Origin of the sequence: Phenylobacterium sp. (assembly GCF_036963605.1) — a bacterium.
In the GTDB taxonomy this organism is placed as follows: domain Bacteria; phylum Pseudomonadota; class Alphaproteobacteria; order Caulobacterales; family Caulobacteraceae; genus Phenylobacterium.
Genome location: NZ_JBALUY010000063.1, coordinates 1 through 17,662, shown reverse-complemented (window position 1 = coordinate 17,662; position 17,662 = coordinate 1). Strand labels below are relative to the sequence as shown.

The 17,662-nt window shown below is 67.5% G+C and carries 15 protein-coding genes; 11 read left to right on the top strand and 4 right to left on the bottom strand.

The annotated features are described in order from the left end of the window. On the bottom strand, positions 1-297 hold a 297-nt coding region (locus tag V7702_RS12455; RefSeq protein WP_335650427.1), incomplete at its 3' end, for a GIY-YIG nuclease family protein. 78 nt (positions 298-375) lie between these two features. Here V7702_RS12455 and V7702_RS12450 point away from each other — a divergent pair. Beyond that, a complete protein-coding gene (locus V7702_RS12450; RefSeq protein WP_335650432.1) occupies positions 376-1,920 on the top strand; it encodes a sensor histidine kinase in 1,545 nt (514 codons plus the stop codon). Positions 1,921-1,933: 13 nt separating this feature from the next. Here the strand turns inward: V7702_RS12450 and V7702_RS12445 are convergent, their stop codons facing one another. Beyond that, a complete protein-coding gene (locus tag V7702_RS12445; RefSeq protein WP_335650426.1) occupies positions 1,934-3,721 on the bottom strand; it encodes a long-chain-acyl-CoA synthetase in 1,788 nt (595 codons plus the stop codon). Between the two features lie 262 nt (positions 3,722-3,983). On the opposite strand from V7702_RS12445, the gene V7702_RS12440 reads away from it, so the two are divergent. Both V7702_RS12440 and V7702_RS12435 read left to right on the top strand, forming a co-directional pair. Continuing rightward, positions 3,984-4,214, top strand: a complete 231-nt coding sequence (locus V7702_RS12440) for a hypothetical protein (protein ID WP_335650425.1) — start codon at positions 3,984-3,986, stop codon at positions 4,212-4,214. A 97-nt stretch (positions 4,215-4,311) separates the two neighbouring features. After that, positions 4,312-6,318, top strand: a complete 2,007-nt coding sequence (locus V7702_RS12435) for a hybrid sensor histidine kinase/response regulator (protein WP_335650424.1) — start codon at positions 4,312-4,314, stop codon at positions 6,316-6,318. 12 nt (positions 6,319-6,330) lie between these two features. Here V7702_RS12435 and V7702_RS12430 read toward each other — a convergent pair whose 3' ends face one another. Further along, positions 6,331-7,929, bottom strand: a complete 1,599-nt coding sequence (locus tag V7702_RS12430; RefSeq protein ID WP_335650423.1) for a ShlB/FhaC/HecB family hemolysin secretion/activation protein — start codon at positions 7,927-7,929, stop codon at positions 6,331-6,333. Positions 7,930-8,102: 173 nt separating this feature from the next. Here V7702_RS12430 and V7702_RS12425 point away from each other — a divergent pair, with 173 nt between their 5' ends. The 5 genes from V7702_RS12425 to V7702_RS12405 all read left to right on the top strand — a co-directional run bounded on the left by V7702_RS12425 (position 8,103) and on the right by V7702_RS12405 (position 14,354). Beyond that, positions 8,103-9,236: a FecR family protein gene (locus tag V7702_RS12425; RefSeq protein ID WP_335650422.1), complete on the top strand. Its 1,134-nt coding sequence runs from the start codon at positions 8,103-8,105 to the stop codon at positions 9,234-9,236. A 3-nt stretch (positions 9,237-9,239) separates the two neighbouring features. Beyond that, positions 9,240-11,636, top strand: a complete 2,397-nt coding sequence (locus tag V7702_RS12420; protein WP_335650421.1) for a putative bifunctional diguanylate cyclase/phosphodiesterase — start codon at positions 9,240-9,242, stop codon at positions 11,634-11,636. A gap of 657 nt (positions 11,637-12,293) precedes the next feature. Further along, entirely contained in the window at positions 12,294-12,725 is a 432-nt protein-coding gene (locus V7702_RS12415; protein ID WP_335650420.1) for a helix-turn-helix domain-containing protein, read from the top strand. Between the two features lie 28 nt (positions 12,726-12,753). Continuing rightward, the gene (locus V7702_RS12410; RefSeq protein WP_335650419.1) at positions 12,754-13,485 is read left to right on the top strand and encodes a helix-turn-helix transcriptional regulator; all 732 of its coding nucleotides are present in this window, start codon (positions 12,754-12,756) and stop codon (positions 13,483-13,485) included. Between the two features lie 68 nt (positions 13,486-13,553). Further along, a complete protein-coding gene (locus V7702_RS12405; RefSeq protein ID WP_335650418.1) occupies positions 13,554-14,354 on the top strand; it encodes an acyl-homoserine-lactone synthase in 801 nt (266 codons plus the stop codon). A 26-nt stretch (positions 14,355-14,380) separates the two neighbouring features. On the opposite strand, the gene V7702_RS12400 is transcribed toward V7702_RS12405, so the two are convergent. Next, positions 14,381-14,998: a TlpA family protein disulfide reductase gene (locus tag V7702_RS12400; protein WP_335650417.1), complete on the bottom strand. Its 618-nt coding sequence runs from the start codon at positions 14,996-14,998 to the stop codon at positions 14,381-14,383. On the opposite strand from V7702_RS12400, the gene argH reads away from it, so the two are divergent. From argH to lysA, 3 genes are all read left to right on the top strand, one after another. Further along, positions 14,999-16,444 (top strand): argininosuccinate lyase, encoded by a 1,446-nt coding sequence (argH, locus tag V7702_RS12395; RefSeq protein WP_335650416.1) that lies wholly within the window; start codon positions 14,999-15,001, stop codon positions 16,442-16,444. Continuing rightward, positions 16,441-16,731: a hypothetical protein gene (locus V7702_RS12390; RefSeq protein WP_335650415.1), complete on the top strand. Its 291-nt coding sequence runs from the start codon at positions 16,441-16,443 to the stop codon at positions 16,729-16,731. The genes argH and V7702_RS12390 overlap by 4 nt, the downstream gene beginning before the upstream one ends. After that, positions 16,728-17,662 (top strand): diaminopimelate decarboxylase (gene lysA, locus V7702_RS12385; RefSeq protein WP_335650414.1); only part of this gene is annotated, 935 nt, incomplete at its 3' end. The genes V7702_RS12390 and lysA, both read left to right, overlap by 4 nt.

The window sequence follows — 17,662 nt, the reverse complement described above, 5'->3', positions numbered from 1 at the left end:
CTCGAGCAGCAGGGCGTCGGTCTCGGTGCGGGTGGTGACGAATTCCATCGACCGGGTCAGATCGACCATCAGGGCGATGCGCTGGGTGTGGAAACGGCCCTGGGCATACTGGGTCACCCGCTTCTTCAGCGACCGAGCTTTGCCCACATAGAGCACCTCGCCGTCGTCGCCGATCATGCGATAGACGCCAGGCGCGTCGGGCAGGCGCTTGACCTGATCCTTGATAAGGGCGGCGCCGATGAGGGGCGCGGCGTCGGGTTCAACCATCAGGCCGATATAGGCGACTCCCGGCGCCATACCCAGAGGCGCGGCGTTTGCACGCGCAGGAGATTGTTGATGTCCCGGGACCGGCCCGCTATGGGCCGATATGCGCCTGTGGATCGCTTCCCCGGTGAGAGCGTTACCGGAAAACAGGGGGTAGCTTTGCCGCAGATTGATTTCAGGGCGCTGTTCGAAACCTTGCCGAGCCCACACATGGTGCTCGATCGCGACCTCCGTTTCGTCGAAGCCAATCTCGCCTACCAGCGGGTCACCGAACGCTCCCGCGACGAACTGATCGGCCAGAACATCTTCGATCTGTTCCCCAATCCCGGCGAGGGCGGTCGCCAGCTGCGCGAGTCGCTGCAGAAGGTTCTCGACACCGGACAGCCCGACACCCTGGCGCTCATTCCCTACGCGATCCCCCTGCCCCTTTCCCTGGGCGGCGGTTTCGAAATGCGCTTCTGGTCGGCGGTTCATACGCCGCTGTTCGATTCGGCGGGGAACACCGCCTACGTGCTCCAGAACACGGTAGACGTCACCGAGATCGAACGCCTGAAGGACATCGCCTTCGGCCCATCCGGCGCTCCGCTGGAAACCCCGATCGAAAGCGCCACCCAACTCTATCAGCGGGCCCGGGAGCTGCAGCAGACCAATCTGATCCTGGTGGAGGAGACCAATCAGATCCGCAACCTGTTCATGCAGGCGCCGGGTTTCATGGCGGTGCTGATCGGGCCGGACTTCGTCTTCCGGCTGGTGAACAACGCCTATCAGAGCTTGATCGGCCGGCGCGCCGTAATCGGCCGGCCGCTGCTGGAGGCCCTGCCGGAGCTGGAAGGCCAGGTCTTCCAGGATATTCTCTCCGAGGTGATGCGCACGGGCCAGCCCTATGTAGGGCAGGCCGACAGCGTCCTCCTGCAAAGGCAGGCCGACGGACCGCCGGAAGAGCGCTTCCTCGACTTCATATACCAGCCCATCCTCGACGGCCGCGGGGTTCCCTGGGGCGTGTTCGTCGAGGGCAGCGACGTCACCGCCAGGGTGCGGGCCGAGCGACAGCAGAAGCTGCTGCTGGACGAGTTGAATCACCGAGTGAAGAATACGCTGGCCACGGTCCAGGCCATCGCCGCCCAGACCCTGCGGACCACGGCGAGCCCCGCCGATTTCCGCGAAGCCTTCGAGGCGCGCCTGCTCGCCCTGTCGGCGACCCATGATCTGCTGACCCAGTCCGTCTGGCGCGGCGCCTCGCTGGACGAGGTGATCCTGATGGAGCTCCGTCCGCATGGGGCGGAACGCTACCGGCTGGACGGCCCGGCAGTGGCCCTGTCGGCGGCCGAGACCCTCACCTTGGGCCTGGTGTTCCACGAACTGGTCACCAACGCCGCCAAGTACGGGGCGCTATCCACCACCGAAGGCTGTGTGCGGGTGGAGTGGACGGTGCGCGATGAGGCTGATCGCTCGCGCCTCGACCTGGTATGGAGCGAACAGGGCGGACCGCCCGTTTCAGCCCCGCTCCACCAGGGCTTTGGCTCTCGCCTGATCGAACGCAGCCTGCAGGGGGACACAGGCGGCGACGCGCGTCTGGAATTCGCAGAAAGCGGCCTTCGCTGCCATCTTCGGCTGACCCTGACCGCCGCGGCGGCAGGCGCAGAGGCCGCCGCCTGAAGCCACGCCAAATCTAGAGCCGGTAGCCGCCGGCCATGAGCTTGGTGAACACCGTCTTGGTGATCTTCACATAGCCCTTATCGGGGTCCTTGAAATACAGCGGCGTCTTGATCTTGCCCGGATCGAAGCCCTGCTCGACGAGATCCACCTTGCGCTGCTTGAAGGTGCCGGTGGTCTCCATGGCCGGCATCATTCGCAGGAACAGGGGCTGGGCGTAGCTGGGGAGTTCGCGGGCCACGTGCTCTCCGAAGGCGGCAAGGTCGAACTCGGAATCCGTGACCAGGGCCGCCATGCCCGCGCGCCCATCGGCGCCCGGCGCCTCGACCCCATAGACATTCGCCTCCAGAACCCCGGGCGCCTCCTGCAGGCGTGCGGCGATCTCGTTGGTGGAGACGTTTTCGCCCTTCCAGCGGAAGGTGTCGCCGATCCGGTCGATGAAGTAGAAATAGCCCTCGGCGTCCTGGCGCATCAGGTCGCCGGTGCGGAACCAGGCGTCGCCTTTGGCGAACACGTCCTTGAGCACCTTTTTCTCACTGGCCGCCTTGTCCACATAGCCGGTGTATTCGGCCCTGGCGTCGCCGCCGATACGGCCGACGCACTCGCCGATCTGGCCTGGCCCACACTCGATGCAGAAGCCGTCGGGGCCGCGGATGGGGGCCTCGTTCTCGACATCGAACTGGACGAGGCGGAAATTGAAGCGCTTGCGCAGATAGCGCGGCACGCGCCCGATGGCCCCCTCCTTGCCGTCGAAGTTGAACATCGACACGTTCCCCTCCGTGGAGCCATAGAACTCCAGAATGTCGGGGATGCGGAAGCGGCTCTTCATCACCGACCAGACGTCGGGGCGCAATCCGTTGCCGAAGGCCAGGCGCAGCTTGTGGCGGGTCTCTTCCTCGGTTTCCGGGTGGTTGACCAGATAGCGGCAGAGCTCGCCGATATAGACGAACATGGTGCAGCCTTCGGCCACGATGTCGGGCCAGAACTGGGTGGCCGAGAAGCGCTTCTTGAGCACCACCGACCCGCCGTTCAGCAGGGCCGCCCCCAGGGCGCAGAGACCGCCCGTGGCGTGATAGAGCGGCAGGGCCACATAGACCCGATCCTTCGCCTCGGCCCCCGTCGAGCCGGCGAAACCCCGCATATAGAGCTGGGCGCGAACGTGGGTGATGCGGGCGGCCTTGGGCAGGCCCGTGGTGCCGCTGGTGTAGATGTAGAGACAGGTGTCGCGGCCCACCATGCCCTCGCGGACGCTGCGGTCCGGCGGCAACTGGCTGCAGCTCTTCAGGGCCTGGATCAGGTCACGCTGTTCGCCGCGGGCCTCACCGAGGATCCATTGCTGGACGTGGGTCTCCAGGCCGTCCTTGACGTCCTCAAAGGCTCCCGAGGTCTCGGGGTCCACGATGCAGTGGCTGGCCCCGGAAATGTTCAGGCAGTGGGCCAGCGCAGCGCCGGTCAGCTGATTATTGATCAGCGCAGTGATCACGCCGACCTTGGACAGGCCGTACCAGACGCAGAAATACTCCAGCCGGTTGGGCATGAAGAGGGCGACGGTCTGGCCGCGGCGCAGGTTGAGCCCCTTGGCCCAGTGGGCGTAGCGGTTAGCGATGCCGTCCAGCTCGGCATAGGTGACGGTCCGCCCCTCAAAGGTCATGGCCGGGCGGTCACGCCACTTGTCCATCGCCTCCTGCAGGTCGTCGCAGATCAGGTTCGGGGAGTCCGGAGCAATGGACTTCACCCGCCCAAGGGTTCGCCGGAGCTTGCGCAAAAACCGCCACTCGCGTCTCAGCCGGTCTTTCAAGCGCATAAACACCCTCCCACTACGCATACCTTGGCGTGGCGTTCCCCGGCGGGTCAAGCTGAAGCGGTCCATCGACCCTTGAGCAGGCTGCTGGCCGCTCGTCCCCCTGGGCGCCGGCGCCGTGATTCCGCCCAATCCCGTCCCGTTCAGCCCGGCGGATGCGCCGTGGCGCGGGCTCCTGCGGTCCGATGACGCAGGCTCGCCTCTGTAAGGATTGACTAAGAGCCGTGGGCGCAGGATCGCATGACCGCAGAAGGTGGAGTGAGCAATGCTCAAGGGGCTGTTTTCGCAAGGCATGGCCGAGTGGGGCACCGCGTGCCTCGTCTTCATTTCGGGCGCCATGGCCGGTCGGCTGATGGCCCTCGGCATGAACGAGATTCAGGCCGCCGGCGCCCTGATCGCCATCTTCGGTTCGGTGACGGCCGCGGTGGCGGTGCGCATCTGGCCGGCGCCCGAGCGAGTGAAGGTGCGTTCCGACCAGGACCGCCGGGACAGCTAAGATCGACCACAAGTTTCACCAGACTTGGTCGAACAGAGATATGTGATCTATATCGATGACCCGCTCCAGCACGCCGCAGGATCTTGGAGAGTCGTCGATGCGTCGCCTGAGCGACCTTGGCCTGCTGCTTCCCACCGCCTTGCTGGCGCTGGCGGCCATGGCGGTCTTCGTCCTGAGCCTGGTCTTCTGGAGCTGGGGCGTCGATGAGAGCACCCGGCTACGCGAGCAGGAGTTGGTGCGCCAGGGCCTGGCCTCGGCGGTGGCCGAGGTGGAGGCCTCCATCGTCCCGGAAACCGTATGGGACGAGGCGGTGCTGCATCTGGACCACCGCGCCGATCTGGCCTGGGCCGACGCCAACCTCAATGATTTCTACGCCCTCGGCTTCGATTTCAGCCGCCTCCTGGTCATCGATGGCGGGGATAGACCCATTTACCACCGCCGGAACCTCGATCAGGTCAATCCGAGCGAGGCGCCCGTTAAGGTGTTTTCGGCTCTGATTTCCGAGGTTCGCGCCGCCGAGGCCCGGAGGGGGCCCTGGCGCCCTGTCCCCGACGGCTATCCCGATCCGATCCAGGCCAGCGGCTTCGTCGCCATCGACGGGCGAATACGGCTCGCCACCGCAAGCCTGTTTCAGCCCGACCAGGGAAGCATCCTGCCGCAGGGCGAACGGGCGCCGATCCTGCTGACCCTGTTGCCGATCGAGCAGGTCTCGATCGAGGTGCTGCAGGACCGCTATCTTCTGGGCGATCTCCGCACCGGCCTGGGCGCCGCCTCGGCGGATCCGGACGACGCCCAACTGAGCATCGACGTCCTGGACGCCGACGCGCCCTTGGTCCTGGCCTGGACGCCCCAGAAGCCCGGGACAGCCCTGCTGCGGCGGTCGGTCCTGCCGGTGCTCGCCGTCCTGCTGGCCTTTGGGGCCGTGGCCGCGGTGATGGTCACGCGGGCGCGCCACTCCTGGCGCCAGCAGATGGCCGCCCAGCGCACCCAGGCCGAGTTCCTGGCCAATATGAGCCACGAGATCCGGACGCCGCTGAATGGCGTGGTCGCCGTGGCTTCGGCCCTGGAGCGCACCACCCTGACCCCGATGCAGCGCGAGATGGTGCAGATCATTCGCACATCTGGCCTCAGCCTTGAGCGGCTGCTGTCGGACCTGCTGGATGTTTCGCGCATGGAGGCCGGGATGGTCGAGATCACCTCCGAGCCCTTCCACCTGGGCGACGCGGTGCGCATGCTCAAAACCCTCCTGGGGCCGAGGGCGACAGAGAAGGGCCTGGCCCTGGTTCTGGAGATCGATCCCCGGGCCGAAACTCAGGTGCTGGGGGATCCCCTACGGTTGAAGCAGGTGCTGGCCAACCTCGTAGTCAACGCCCTGAAGTTCACCGAGGCCGGTCAGGTTCGTCTGCGTGTCAGTCCCCTGGACGACATCCGCTGGCGGTTCACCATCGAAGACAGCGGCATGGGCTTCGATCCGTCGCAAAAGGCCGACCTCTTCAGGCGCTTCGCCCAGGCCGATGCGACCATCAGCCGACGCTTCGGCGGCATGGGCCTGGGCCTGGCCATCAGCCGGCAGCTGGTGGGGTTGATGGGCGGCGAGATCGACGCCGCCAGCGCCGGGCCCGGGCGCGGCGCTGTCTTCTGGATCGATCTGCCCCTGCCCCCGACCGAGGTCCAAGCCGAACAGACCGAGGACATTCAGACGACAGAACGGCCGTTGCGGATTCTGGTGGCCGACGACCACCCGATCAACCGGCAGGTGGTCGAGGTGCTGTTATCGGAGTTCGACGTCGAGCTGGTGCTCGCCGAAAACGGGCTGGAGGCCTATGAGGCCTTCGAGGCGGCGCCTTTCGACATGGTGCTGATGGACATGCAGATGCCGGTGATGGACGGCCTGACGGCTATCCGCAAGATTCGCGCGCGGGAGACCGACGCCGCGCAGGGCCGCACCCCCATCGTCATGTTGACCGCCAACACCCTGCCCGAACATCGCGCCGCCAGTCTGGAGGCTGGGGCCGACCTGCACCTGCCCAAACCCATCGAGGCCGAGCGCCTCATCGCCGTGCTGCAGAGCGTGGTTGAGGGCCAAAACACCAACGCCGCCTGAAAAGGCTGCGGGCTAGAAGCTTGAGGACAGGGAGATGAAACCCCTCAGTCCCATGTCGGAGCGGCCATAGGGTTTGTCGTCGATCGGCTTGGCCAGTTCGGCGCGCAGGCTGTGGCGGTTGTTGAAAACCAGACGCAGGCCTCCGCCGGCCGAAGCCAAGGTCGCCGAGCCCCAGCCCGGCGCGGCGTTATAGTTCCACACCTTGGCCCCATCGATGAAGGCATAGGTCTGGAAGAAGGTCAGGGGCCGCAACTGCGGATCCCAACCGACGCGAATCTCCGCGAGACCGGCAAGGCCGCGATCCCCCATGATCTCGGCATAGTCGTAGGCGCGTCCCACCGGCAGACCGCCGGCGGCGAATTCCTCGGACGCCAGCAGGGCGTCGGGGGACCACTGCCCTGAGGCCGACAGGAAGATCCCTGCCTTGGCCCCCAGGTCGCGATAGTGGGAGGCGTAGGCGTTCGCCTTCCAGAACTGGGCGTCGGCGTCCCAGCGGGACCGGCCCATGGGGCTCTCTCCCCCGAGGCCGCCGAACCCATGGGATAGCTGCGCAAAGCCGGTGGTGTAGGCGCCGGGGCTCTGGCGATCGGCCTGCACAGCCAGGCGGGCGATCGCGAGCTCGTCCTTGAGCACGCCATTGGCCCAATTCTGCTCTGAACGGCGCGCCTCCACCGCCCCGATCATCCAGACCGAGCGGTCCTGACGCCGGACCAGGGGCAAGGAGAGCCGAGCGGTCGCCGACTGGCTCTCATTGCCCAAGGCCGCGGCCAAGCCATCTGCGCCATTGTCGGCCTTGGACGCCGCCACCGTGCCGCGCAGGTTCCCGCCCCCGGGCAGGGGGACCACATAGGACGCGTCGGCCTGGGTGAACTTGCGCACATCCGCAGGGGTGGTCAGGACGCTGATCGCCAGCTGGTCGCCGGAGCGCGCCACGGAGTTCAGGCCGACGCGGCTGTAGACCTGCCAGGGCCCCGCCTGTTCGCCACCCCGATTGTCGGCATAGATCTGGCCGTCCACCTTTCGAAGGGTGGTCGTCACCACCAGCCGGTGGGCGGCGGGATCGTCGAAGTCAGGCTCCAATCGGGCGCTCACCTTGACGCCCGGCAGGTCATTGGCCAGGGCCAGCCGGCGATCCAGGTCCGCCAGCTTCAGGGGGCGTTGATCGACGATGTCAGTGAGCAGCGCACCGACGGCGGGCACGGCCTCGCCCTCGAAGGCCACCGCGGCCACATAGCCCTCATAGACGATCAGTCGGGCCTGGCCGTCGCCGTCGGTCTGGCGGGGCGTGGCCGCCCGACTGAGAAAATAGCCGTCACGCCGGTAGTGGGCGGTGATCGCTTCGGAGAGACGCACCAGATCCGACAGGCCGACCTCGCGGGCCAGGTCGTCAGCATAGAGGGGCGCGAGCGCAGACTGAGGATAGGCGCTGACCCCATCAATGGTGAGGCCGGTTAGAACAAAACGATCTTCGGCTGCCGCGTCCTGCCTGGCCTCGTTCTGCGCCTCGGCGATGGCGCGGTCAGCCGGCCCCCCGCCGAATCCGGCGACGGCAAGAGCTGTGGCGCAGGCGAGGAGCGTCGTCGAAAGACGCCAGGGGATACGCGGGGGCAACGCCAACCTCAGCTCAGGAACACGGTCAGCCATGGTCGTCCAACAAGGTGAACACGGCGCTAACGATAGAAAATCGTTGAGCTATTAGCGGTCGGTTAGCCGTGCAGCGCCTATGCAGCAGGTTCGATCTCTAAACCGCCGGCACGCGGGACATAAAAAAGGGGAGGCGTGGAATGCGCTCCGTGAAGGTCGCCTTGGCGGCCCTGCTCTCGACCACAATCCTCTTCGGCGCCGGGGGCGCCCTCGCGGCTGAATGGCGACTGACCGAGGTCACCGGCCGCGTTCGTGTCGCAGCCCCCGGTCAGTCGCCAGCCACGGGCGCGCCGAACCAGGCCGTGCCCGTGGGCGCCGACATCACCACGGCGGCAGGCGGCCGCGCGGTGCTGACCAACGGCGCTCAGCGCATCGTCATCGGCCCCAATAGCCGCATGACGGTCGCCAATGGCGAGGGCGCGGGCATGACCCGCATCATGCAGGACCTGGGCTCGATCCTCTTCCAGGTGGATAAACAGTCGCGCCCCCATTTCCGCGTCGATACGCCGCTACTGGCCGCCGTGGTGAAGGGCACCACCTTCACGGTCGCTATCGGCGCCAAGTCAGACACTGTGCATGTGGCCGAAGGCCTCGTGGAAGTTCGCGCTAACGGCGGCGGCGGTCCCCAGGACATCCCGGCCGGCGTCACCGGCCGCGTGATGCGCGATGGCCCCGCCCAGGTGGGCGTCATCACTCCCACAGCCACGCCGGCCCCGGCCGAAGCGGTCCAGGCTCTTCCGCCCCTCGACTATAGCCAGGTGTCCGACGGCGTCGTCGCGGGTCCGGGCGCGCCGGCCGGTCTCGACACGGCGCGCAACGCCGCTGCACCCCAGGGACAATCTGCCCTTTCCGCAGCTTCGGGCGTCGGAAACCTCAGCGGCGGCAACGGCGACAGCAGCGCATCGAACATGGCCGCGGCCCGCGCTACGGCGGCGGCCATAGGTCAACCCCCTGCCCAGATCGCCGCCAACGGCAACGGGCCCCCAAGCTTTGCCGGCCCGTCCCAAGGCGGCGACAACGGCGACGGCAACGGTCCCGGAGGCGCTAACCCCGGCAACGCCAACAGCAATGGCAATGGCCCCGGCGCTGACAACGCCGGCGGCAACGGCAATGGCAATGGTGGCCCAGCCGGCGGTCCCGCCGGACCTGAAGGCGCCAACCCCGGCAATGGCAATGGGAACGGCCCCGGCGCCAGCAATGGCGCGGGCAATGGAGCCGCGGCCGGGGCCGATACGCCCGGCGTCGGCAAAGGCGGCAAGGGCAAGGCTGACTAGGCCATGCTCCGGCGCCTCCCCCTGGGCTTTGCTCGACTGAGACGGCGCGCCCGCCCCTGGCTCACGCCAGCGGCGGTCGTCGTCATGGTGGCCCTCGCCATGGCGAGCGGCCTGTTGCGTCCGATCGAGGAGGCCCTGGCCAGCCAGCGTTTCCAGCTGATCCAACGGGAGGCGTCCCAGCAGATCGCCATCGTCGAGATTGATGCTGTGAGCCTGAAGGCGGCGGCGACCTGGCCCTGGGGACGCGAGCGTTATGCTCAGGCGCTGGACAACCTGGAGGCGGCCGGGGCCGTGCTCATCGGCTTTGACGTGGACTTCAGCGCCCGTTCGACCCTGGAAGGCGACGATGTCCTGGCCCGATCAATAAGCCGGCATCCCGGCCAGGTGATCTTGCCGACCTTCGTACAGCCCACCAACCGAAACGATCCCGGCGCAGGCCTCGTCGAAAACGCGCCGCTGGCCGCTCTCTCGCGCGACGCCCTCCTGGCCAGCGTAAACGTTCCTGTCGACGCCGCTGGCCGGGCGCGAGCCTATTTGCGAGGGTTCGGCGCCGGGGAGACCTACCGGCCCACCATGGCCACGCTCATGGCCGGTCAGCCGCCAGGTCGTACCGACAGCTTCCTGATCGATTACGGGATCGATCCGCGCAGCACGCCCCAGCTCAGTTTCCAGGACGTCTACGACAACAGCTTTGATCCCGCCCTCGTCCGCGGCCGCGCGGTTCTGATCGGGGCGACGGCTCTTGAGCTGGGCGACAATCTGGCCACGCCCCGTCATGGCGTCCTGCCCGGCGTAGTGGTCCACGCCCTCGCCTTCGAGAGCCTCATCCAGGGCCGGGCTCTCTATGGGCTCCATCCCCTGGCCTGCCTGATCCTTGTGCTCGCCCTGGCGCTCGCGCTGCGGCCAAGCGCGGCGGGCGGAGACCTCACCGCCCTGAGTCGACGTCATATAGCCGCCATCGCGCTGATCCTCGGCCTGCCGATCGTTCTGCAGGCCGTGGCGCCGATCTCCATGCGCGTCGCCCCCCTCCTGGTGGCGCAGGCCCTTTGCCTCGCCCTCACGGTGCGCAGCGAGCTTCGCCGGAGGGCCGAGGCCATCGTGCGAGAGCGGGAGGCCGGCCTGCTGCACCTGGCCCTGCATGAATCTGAGACCGAGCTGCCCAACCGCCGCGCCCTGCTCAAGGAGGTGGCGCGAATCCGTAGCGGACACGACGGCGCGGCGGCCGTAGTGGTCGTCGGCCTCGATCGCCACGCCGAGATGCGCGCCGCCATCGGCTATAGCCTTGCCAATCATGTCTTGAGGGCGGTCGCCGAACGGCTTCTGCGCACCTGCCACGCCAGCCGTCTGGGCTATCTCTCGACCGGCGTCCTCGGCCTCGTCGTGCGCCGGGCCGATCTCGCCACCCTGGAATCGGAACTTGCGGCTCTGGAGGCCCTCGACCCCGCCTATGAAGTTCAGGGCCACCTGGTGGACGCCTTCACCCGCCTCGGCGTGGCCTATGACACCGATCCTGGCGAAAGCGACGAGGTCCTTCTGGAGCAGGCGACCCGAGCCCTGGACGAGGCGCGGCGCCTGGACCGTCGGCGGCTGACCTATGCTCCTGAGGCTTTCCAGGACCCGAGCCTCAACCTCGCCCTGATGAGCGAGCTGCGCCAGGGTCTCGCCGAGGGCCAGATCTCCCTGTATTACCAGCCCAAGACCGACGCCGTGACCGGCGTGGTCACTGGCCTCGAAGCCCTCATGCGCTGGCGCCATCCTGTGCGAGGCGCCATTCGTCCAGACCTGTTCATCCCGGCGGCCGAAGAAACAGGAAGCATCCGCGAACTCACCGAATGGACCCTGGCCCAGGCCCTTGCCGATAGCGAAACGCTTCGGGCGTCGGGTCACAACCTGCGAATCTCCATCAATGTGTCGGGCCGGGTGCTGAGCGACCACGCCTTCTGCGAGCATGTCCTCAGCGCCGTACGCGGGCGGGCCGCCGAACTTTGCGTCGAGATCACCGAGACCGCCGTCATCGAGAGTCCCCAGGCGGCGATCGAAGCGGTCAGCGCCTTCCGCAAGGCGGGCCTGGCCATCTCCATCGACGACTACGGCGTGGGTCTCTCGTCGCTGTCCTATCTCAAGATGCTCGAGGCCGACGAGCTCAAGCTTGACCGCAGCATCGCCACGGCCGTCGATACCGAGCGTGATCGCCTCATCCTGAAATCCACCATCAAGCTAGCCCATAGCCTGGGTATGAAGGTGGTGGCCGAGGGCGTGGAGACCGAGGCGACCCGGCAGGCCCTGGCGGGTCTGGGATGCGATCTGATCCAGGGCTACCTGGTGGCCGCGCCGATGCCGCTGGATGCGCTCGCTGCTTTTCTGGCCCCAGAACCTCGGCTGGCCGCGAGCGTCGGCTGAGATGCGACGATTTGCGTAATGGTTTCAACGTGCTTAACGGGCGCCTATGGCCTAGGCGATCTCTAAACAAGAGACTGGATCGGCAGTCGAGGGACTATCGCCCGCATCAGCGACCCTCTCGCACAGATCGAGCCCGGCGCCCTGGGCCCGCTCCACCTGAAATAGCGCTTCCGACCGGCGCCCCTGTAGCGGAGTCGCCACGGGCTCATCGTTCTGCTTTTGTTCGCTCGGAGGTGAGCTATGGCAGACGGAACACACAGGCTTTGGGCGGTTGATCGCGGCCCGCTTCTTTCAGAGCTGAAACAGTTGGGCGGTGCCCTGTGGGCTACTTGCGAGGCGGCCAATTGCGGCGGCGTGGCGCGGATTGACCCTGGACCGTGGCTTGATCAGCGCCTTGGGGGCCGCCGCCTGAGCCAGCTGGAAACGCGTCTGAGATGCAACTGTGGCGCGCGCAGAGCCCATCTTGGGACGGCCGCGCCGCCCCCTGGGGTTCCTAGGGTCAACATCTACCCATTTTCGTAGAACAGCATTCTTGCAACTCATGCGTTAGCCACGCTAGGCGAGTGGTGAGACGATTGGACAACTTCTCAGGTTTGAAACAATCGGCTCAACTGGCTGCCATCACGTTTGATGGCGTGTCTGACAAAGGAGAACGGCTTGACTGAATCCTCGACCAAGACCCCCGACCCGATGGATATCGCCCTCGGGGCGGCCGTGCGCATCCGCCGGCGGACCATCAGCATGTCCCAGGAGGCCCTGGCCGAGCAATGTGGCGTCAGCTTCCAGCAGATCCAGAAGTATGAGAACGGCGCCAACCGCATCTCCTTCTCCCGCCTGGTCCAGATCGCGCGCGCCCTGCGTTGCCGGGTCACCGACCTGCTCGACGTGCTGGACACCCCCGACGAAGAACCCAGCGTCGATCTCGACCTGCTGTCGCGGATGCGGACACCGGGCGCCCTCGAACTCCTGACAGCCTATGAGCAGCTGCCCGCCGAAGCGCGAACCTCGCTGGTCAGTTTCCTGCGCATCCTGACGCCGGCAGGCGCCCAGGCCCAGGGACAGGTGACGAAGAACCGCGAACCCGCTTAAGTCGGTCCCGGCTGAAAGGGGCCCATAGATGTCGTCCATTGAGAGCCTGAGCTGGGCCTTCCTGTCGGAAGCGCCGGAGCATCGGGATTTGCGCGTGCTGGAGGCGCATTTTCGCCGGACACTCGAAGTGTTCGGCTTCGACCGCTACTGTTGCACGCGACTGTCTGGCCTTCGTATGGCCGACGTCCCGACCATCGTCTCGCGGCACGGCTTCATCGACTGGGACCAGCGTTACTGGCGCGAGCGCTATATCGAGCAGGACCCTTGCTCGCAGTGGATTTCCGCCAATCGCACAGGCTTCACCTGGACCGACGTGCGCGAGGCTGCGCCGGCCACGGCCGAGACCATGTGGCGAGACGCCCTCGCTGAGGGCCTCGCCAACGCCTTTGTCGTCCAGATGCCCGGGCCGATCGGCGAGAAGATCGTCCTGCGCATGGCCAGCCCGACATCGCGGTTCGACCTGGCTCATCGCCCACTGCTGGAAAGCATCGGGGTGGTGTTCGCCACCCTCGCCGTCCGTTTCCACGAAATGGCCGGCGACCGCCCAGGCCCCGGTCTGCTGACCGCCAGGGAATCCGAATGCCTGGAGTGGGTGGCCCTGGGCAAGAGCGACTGGGAGATCGGGACCATCCTCGACATCTCGCCCAAGACCGTGAACCACCATGTGGAGCGGGCCAAGCGCAAGCTGGACGTCTCCACCCGCATGCAGGCGGTGACCGCGGCCCTGCGCCAGGGGCTGATCCGGCCGGTCATAGGGTGATCACCCCATAGGGTCGCGCGAGACAGGCGCGCAGCATCGGGGCGGACCTTCCTCCCTGGAGCTTCGCCGTGATCCATATCGTGACATCCAAGAACCGCCATCTCTACGCCCGCCAGCTGCAGGAGATGCACCAGCTTCGCCGCCTCCACTTCATCGAGGAGAACGGCTGGACCGATCTCAAGGTGGTCGACGGGGGCGAGGTTGATCAGTTCGACGACGACCTGGCCGTCTACCTGCTGGCGCTTGGCCCCGATGACGAGATCGAGGTCGGCCTGCGGGTGCGCTCGACCCTGGACGGCTGCATCCTCACCGACGCCTTCCCGCACATGATCGCCCAGGGCGGGCCGAGCCTTAAAGGCGCCGAGGCCTGGGAGATGAGCCGCATCTTCTCCACCCACGCCTATCGCAAGAACCGCCGCGGCGGTCGGCGCGTGGCCGAGGCCTTCCTGGCCGCCATGGAGGTGGCCCATGCCCATGGGGCGAGCCGTCTGGTCGGCATGGTGGACATGCGGCTCTATCCCCTCGCCTCCAATATCGCCTGGGACCTGAAGCTGACCGGTCTGCCGGCGCCCTACGCCTTCGGCGTCATGGCCGGGGTCTATGCGCCGATCGGCGCCTCGGAAATCGCCCGCCTGCGGGAAAGCCTCGGCGGCCTCAGCGCTGCCGGCTACGAGATCGAGGACGAGGACATCGCCCTGTGCGGCGACTTCCAGGCCATCGAGAGCCAGTTCCGCAGGGCACGCGCCGCTGTCCGGCCGATGATGGAGATGGACGAGGGGCCGCACGCCATCGCCGCGGCCGCGGCGCTCTACGCCTATTTCGACGGCCGCCGTGTCGTGCAGCCGGAGCGGGAGCCGACCGGCGCCTGATCCTCCGGCGGCTCTACGCTCGCCGTCTATTCGGCGGCGAGCACGTGATCGATCAGGGCCTTGGCGTCCGCGCCGCTCCAGTCCGCGCCGCCGGACAGCCGGGCCCGTTCGACGCCGTCTGCGCCGTAGATCACCGTGGTCGGCATGCCCGGGGCCGGCGGGACCAGGTCGAAGGCGAGCTTCATGTTCGGGTCGCTGTAGAAGTCCAGCGGCGCGTGCTGGCCGATGAAGGCCCGCGCCCTGTCCACATCGTCGGGGCGGTCGATGCTGACGGCCAGCACCCGGACGGGCTGGCCTTCGTAGTGGGCGGCCAGGGCCGCCAGCGTCGGCATTTCGGCCACGCAGGGCGGGCACCAGGTGGCCCAGAGGTTCAACACCACCACCTCGCCGCGGTAGTCGCCGAGGCGGACTGGCTCGCCTTGCGGGTCATAGATGGTGGTCACCGGGGCAGGCCGAGGTTCGGATGGGGTCTGCAGAGCCGCCATCTCCCCCTTGGCGAAGGCGCGGAGGCCGCGGTTCGCATCGGGATTGGTGGAAGCCTGAACGATGATGTAGACCACCGCCGCGACGCCGAAGGCGGCGACGCCCCAGAGGGCCCAGCGGAACAGGCTGGGTCCGGGTCTCGCCTCTGATTGACCGTTCATATGACCGACAACGCCTCCAAGACTCCGCAGCACGACGTCCATATGGCGAAAGCCGACGGCTCCGGCCAGGGCCAGGCCATGTGGGGCGGCCGATTTTCGGCCAAGCCCGCCGACCTGATGCAGGCGATCAACGTCTCCATCGGCTTCGACAAGCGGCTGGCGCCGCAGGACCTGGCGGGCTCGCGGGCGCATGCGGCCATGCTGAAGGCCCAGGGCGTGATCTCCAGCGAGGACGAGGCCGCCATCCAGGGGGGCCTCTCGCGCATCGAGGCCGAGATCGCTGACGGCTCCTTCCCCTTCCGCGACGAGTACGAAGACATCCACATGAATGTGGAGGCCCGTCTGCGTGAGCTGATCGGCCCGGCGGCCGGGCGGCTGCACACGGCGCGCTCGCGCAACGACCAGGTGGCCCTGGACTTCCGCATGTGGGTCCGCGAGGCCTGCCATCGCACGGCTGAACAGCTTCAGGCCCTGCAACGGGCCCTGGTGGCCCAGGCCGAGGCCCATGCCGACACCCTGATGCCCGGCTTCACCCACCTGCAGCCGGCCCAGCCGGTGACCTTCGGCCATCACCTGATGGCCTATGTGGAGATGTTCGGCCGCGACGCCTCGCGCTTCACCGATGCAGCGATCCGCATGAACGAATGCCCCCTGGGCGCCGCGGCCCTTGCGGGCTCGCCCTTCCCCATCGACCGTCACGCCACGGCCCAAGCGCTGGGCTTTGCACGGCCCACCGCCAACTCCCTCGACAGCGTGTCGTCCCGCGACTTCGCACTCGAGGCGCTGGCGGCCGGCGCCATCTGCGCCACCCACCTGTCGCGCCTGGCCGAGGAGATCGTCATCTGGATGACGCCGCAGTTCGGCTTCATCGCCCTGTCGGACGCCTTCACCACCGGCTCATCCATCATGCCGCAGAAGAAGAACCCCGATGCGGCCGAGCTGGTCCGCGCCAAGGCCGGCCGCATGCTGGCGGCCTTCACCCAGCTGGCCGTGGTGATGAAGGGCCTGCCGCTGGCCTATTCCAAGGACATGCAGGAGGACAAGGTCCCCACTTTCGAGGCCTTCGACGTGCTGGACCTGTCGCTGGGCGCCATGACCGGCATGGTCGCCGACCTGACCCCCAACGCAGAACGGATGGCCGCGGCCGCCGGGGCCGGCTTCTCGACGGCCACCGATCTGGCCGACTGGCTGGTGCGGACCCTGGACATGCCCTTCCGCGACGCCCACCACATCACCGGGGCTGCGGTGAAGCGGGCCGAGCAGCTGGTCTGCGATCTGGCCGATCTGCCCCTGGATGAGATGAAGGGCCTGGACCCGCGCATCGGCTCCGGCGTTTATGAGGTTCTGACACCGGCCGCATCCGTGGCCAGCCGCAAAAGCTATGGCGGCGCCGCCCCCGACCAGGTTCGCGCCCAGGTCGCCCGCTGGAAGGACTTGCTGAAATGAAGCTCCGCGCTCCGCTTTTCCTGGCCCTGGCCAGCACGCTCGTCCTGGCCGCCTGCGGCAAGGCCGGCGGTCTGGATCGTCCGCCGCCCCTGTGGGGCGACCCTGCCACCGGCGAGATCGTCGCCCCGCGTCCCTCGGCCAGCAAGCCGGTGGACACGGTCGATCCGCGGACCCGTTCCACCAACCCGGCGCCCCCCAGGACTCTGCCCATCGAAGGCACATCCTCCAGTCCCACCGCCTCCTCGCCCCAGGGCGCCCTGCCCGACCCCTACGCCAATCCCCGATGAATCATTTCGAGCTGCGGGAGGGGGAGCTCTTCTGCGAGGACGTGGCCCTGGCCGACATCGCCAAGGCGGTCGGCACGCCCGTCTATGTCTATTCCACCGCCACTTTTGAGCGGCACTATACGGTCCTGCGCGAGGCGCTTGAGGCCGAGGGCGTGCGCGATCCGCTGATCGCCTTCGCCGTAAAAGCCAACTCGAACCTCGCCGTGCTCAGAACCCTGGCGCAACTCGGCGCCGGCGCCGATACGGTGTCGGAGGGCGAAATCCGCAGGGCCCTGGCCGCAGGCGTGCCGCCAGAACGCATCGTCTTCTCCGGTGTCGGCAAGACCCGGGCCGAGATCGCCTTCGCCCTGGAGACCGGGGTCAGCGAGATCAATGTCGAGTCCGAGCCGGAGATGGTCGCCATCGCCCAGGTGGCGCAAAGCCTGGGCAAGCGCGCCACCATCGCCTTCCGGGTCAATCCCGACGTGGCGGCCGGCGGCCACGCCAAGATCGCCACCGGCAAGTCGGAGAACAAGTTCGGCGTCTCCTTCGCCGAGGCCGAGCGGCTTTACGCCCAGGCCTCCAACAACGCCTGGCTGAACCCCGTGGGCGTCGCCTGCCACATCGGCAGCCAGATCACCGACCTGGCCCCCATGGCCGAGGCCTTCGCCAAGATGGCGGGCCTTGTCGGACGCCTGAAGGCCGAGGGCCTGTCCGTCGAGCGCCTGGACCTCGGCGGCGGATTGGGCGTGCCCTATTTCAACCAGCCGGAGCCCCCCTCGCCGGCCGACTACGCCAAGGTGGTGGCCCGGGCGACCCGCGGCCTGGACGTGGCGCTGGCCTTCGAACCTGGCCGGGTGATCGCGGCCAACGCCGGCGTGCTGCTGGCGCAGGTGGTGCACGTCCACGAGCGACCGGAAGGTCGGCGCTTCCTGGTGCTGGACGCGGCCAT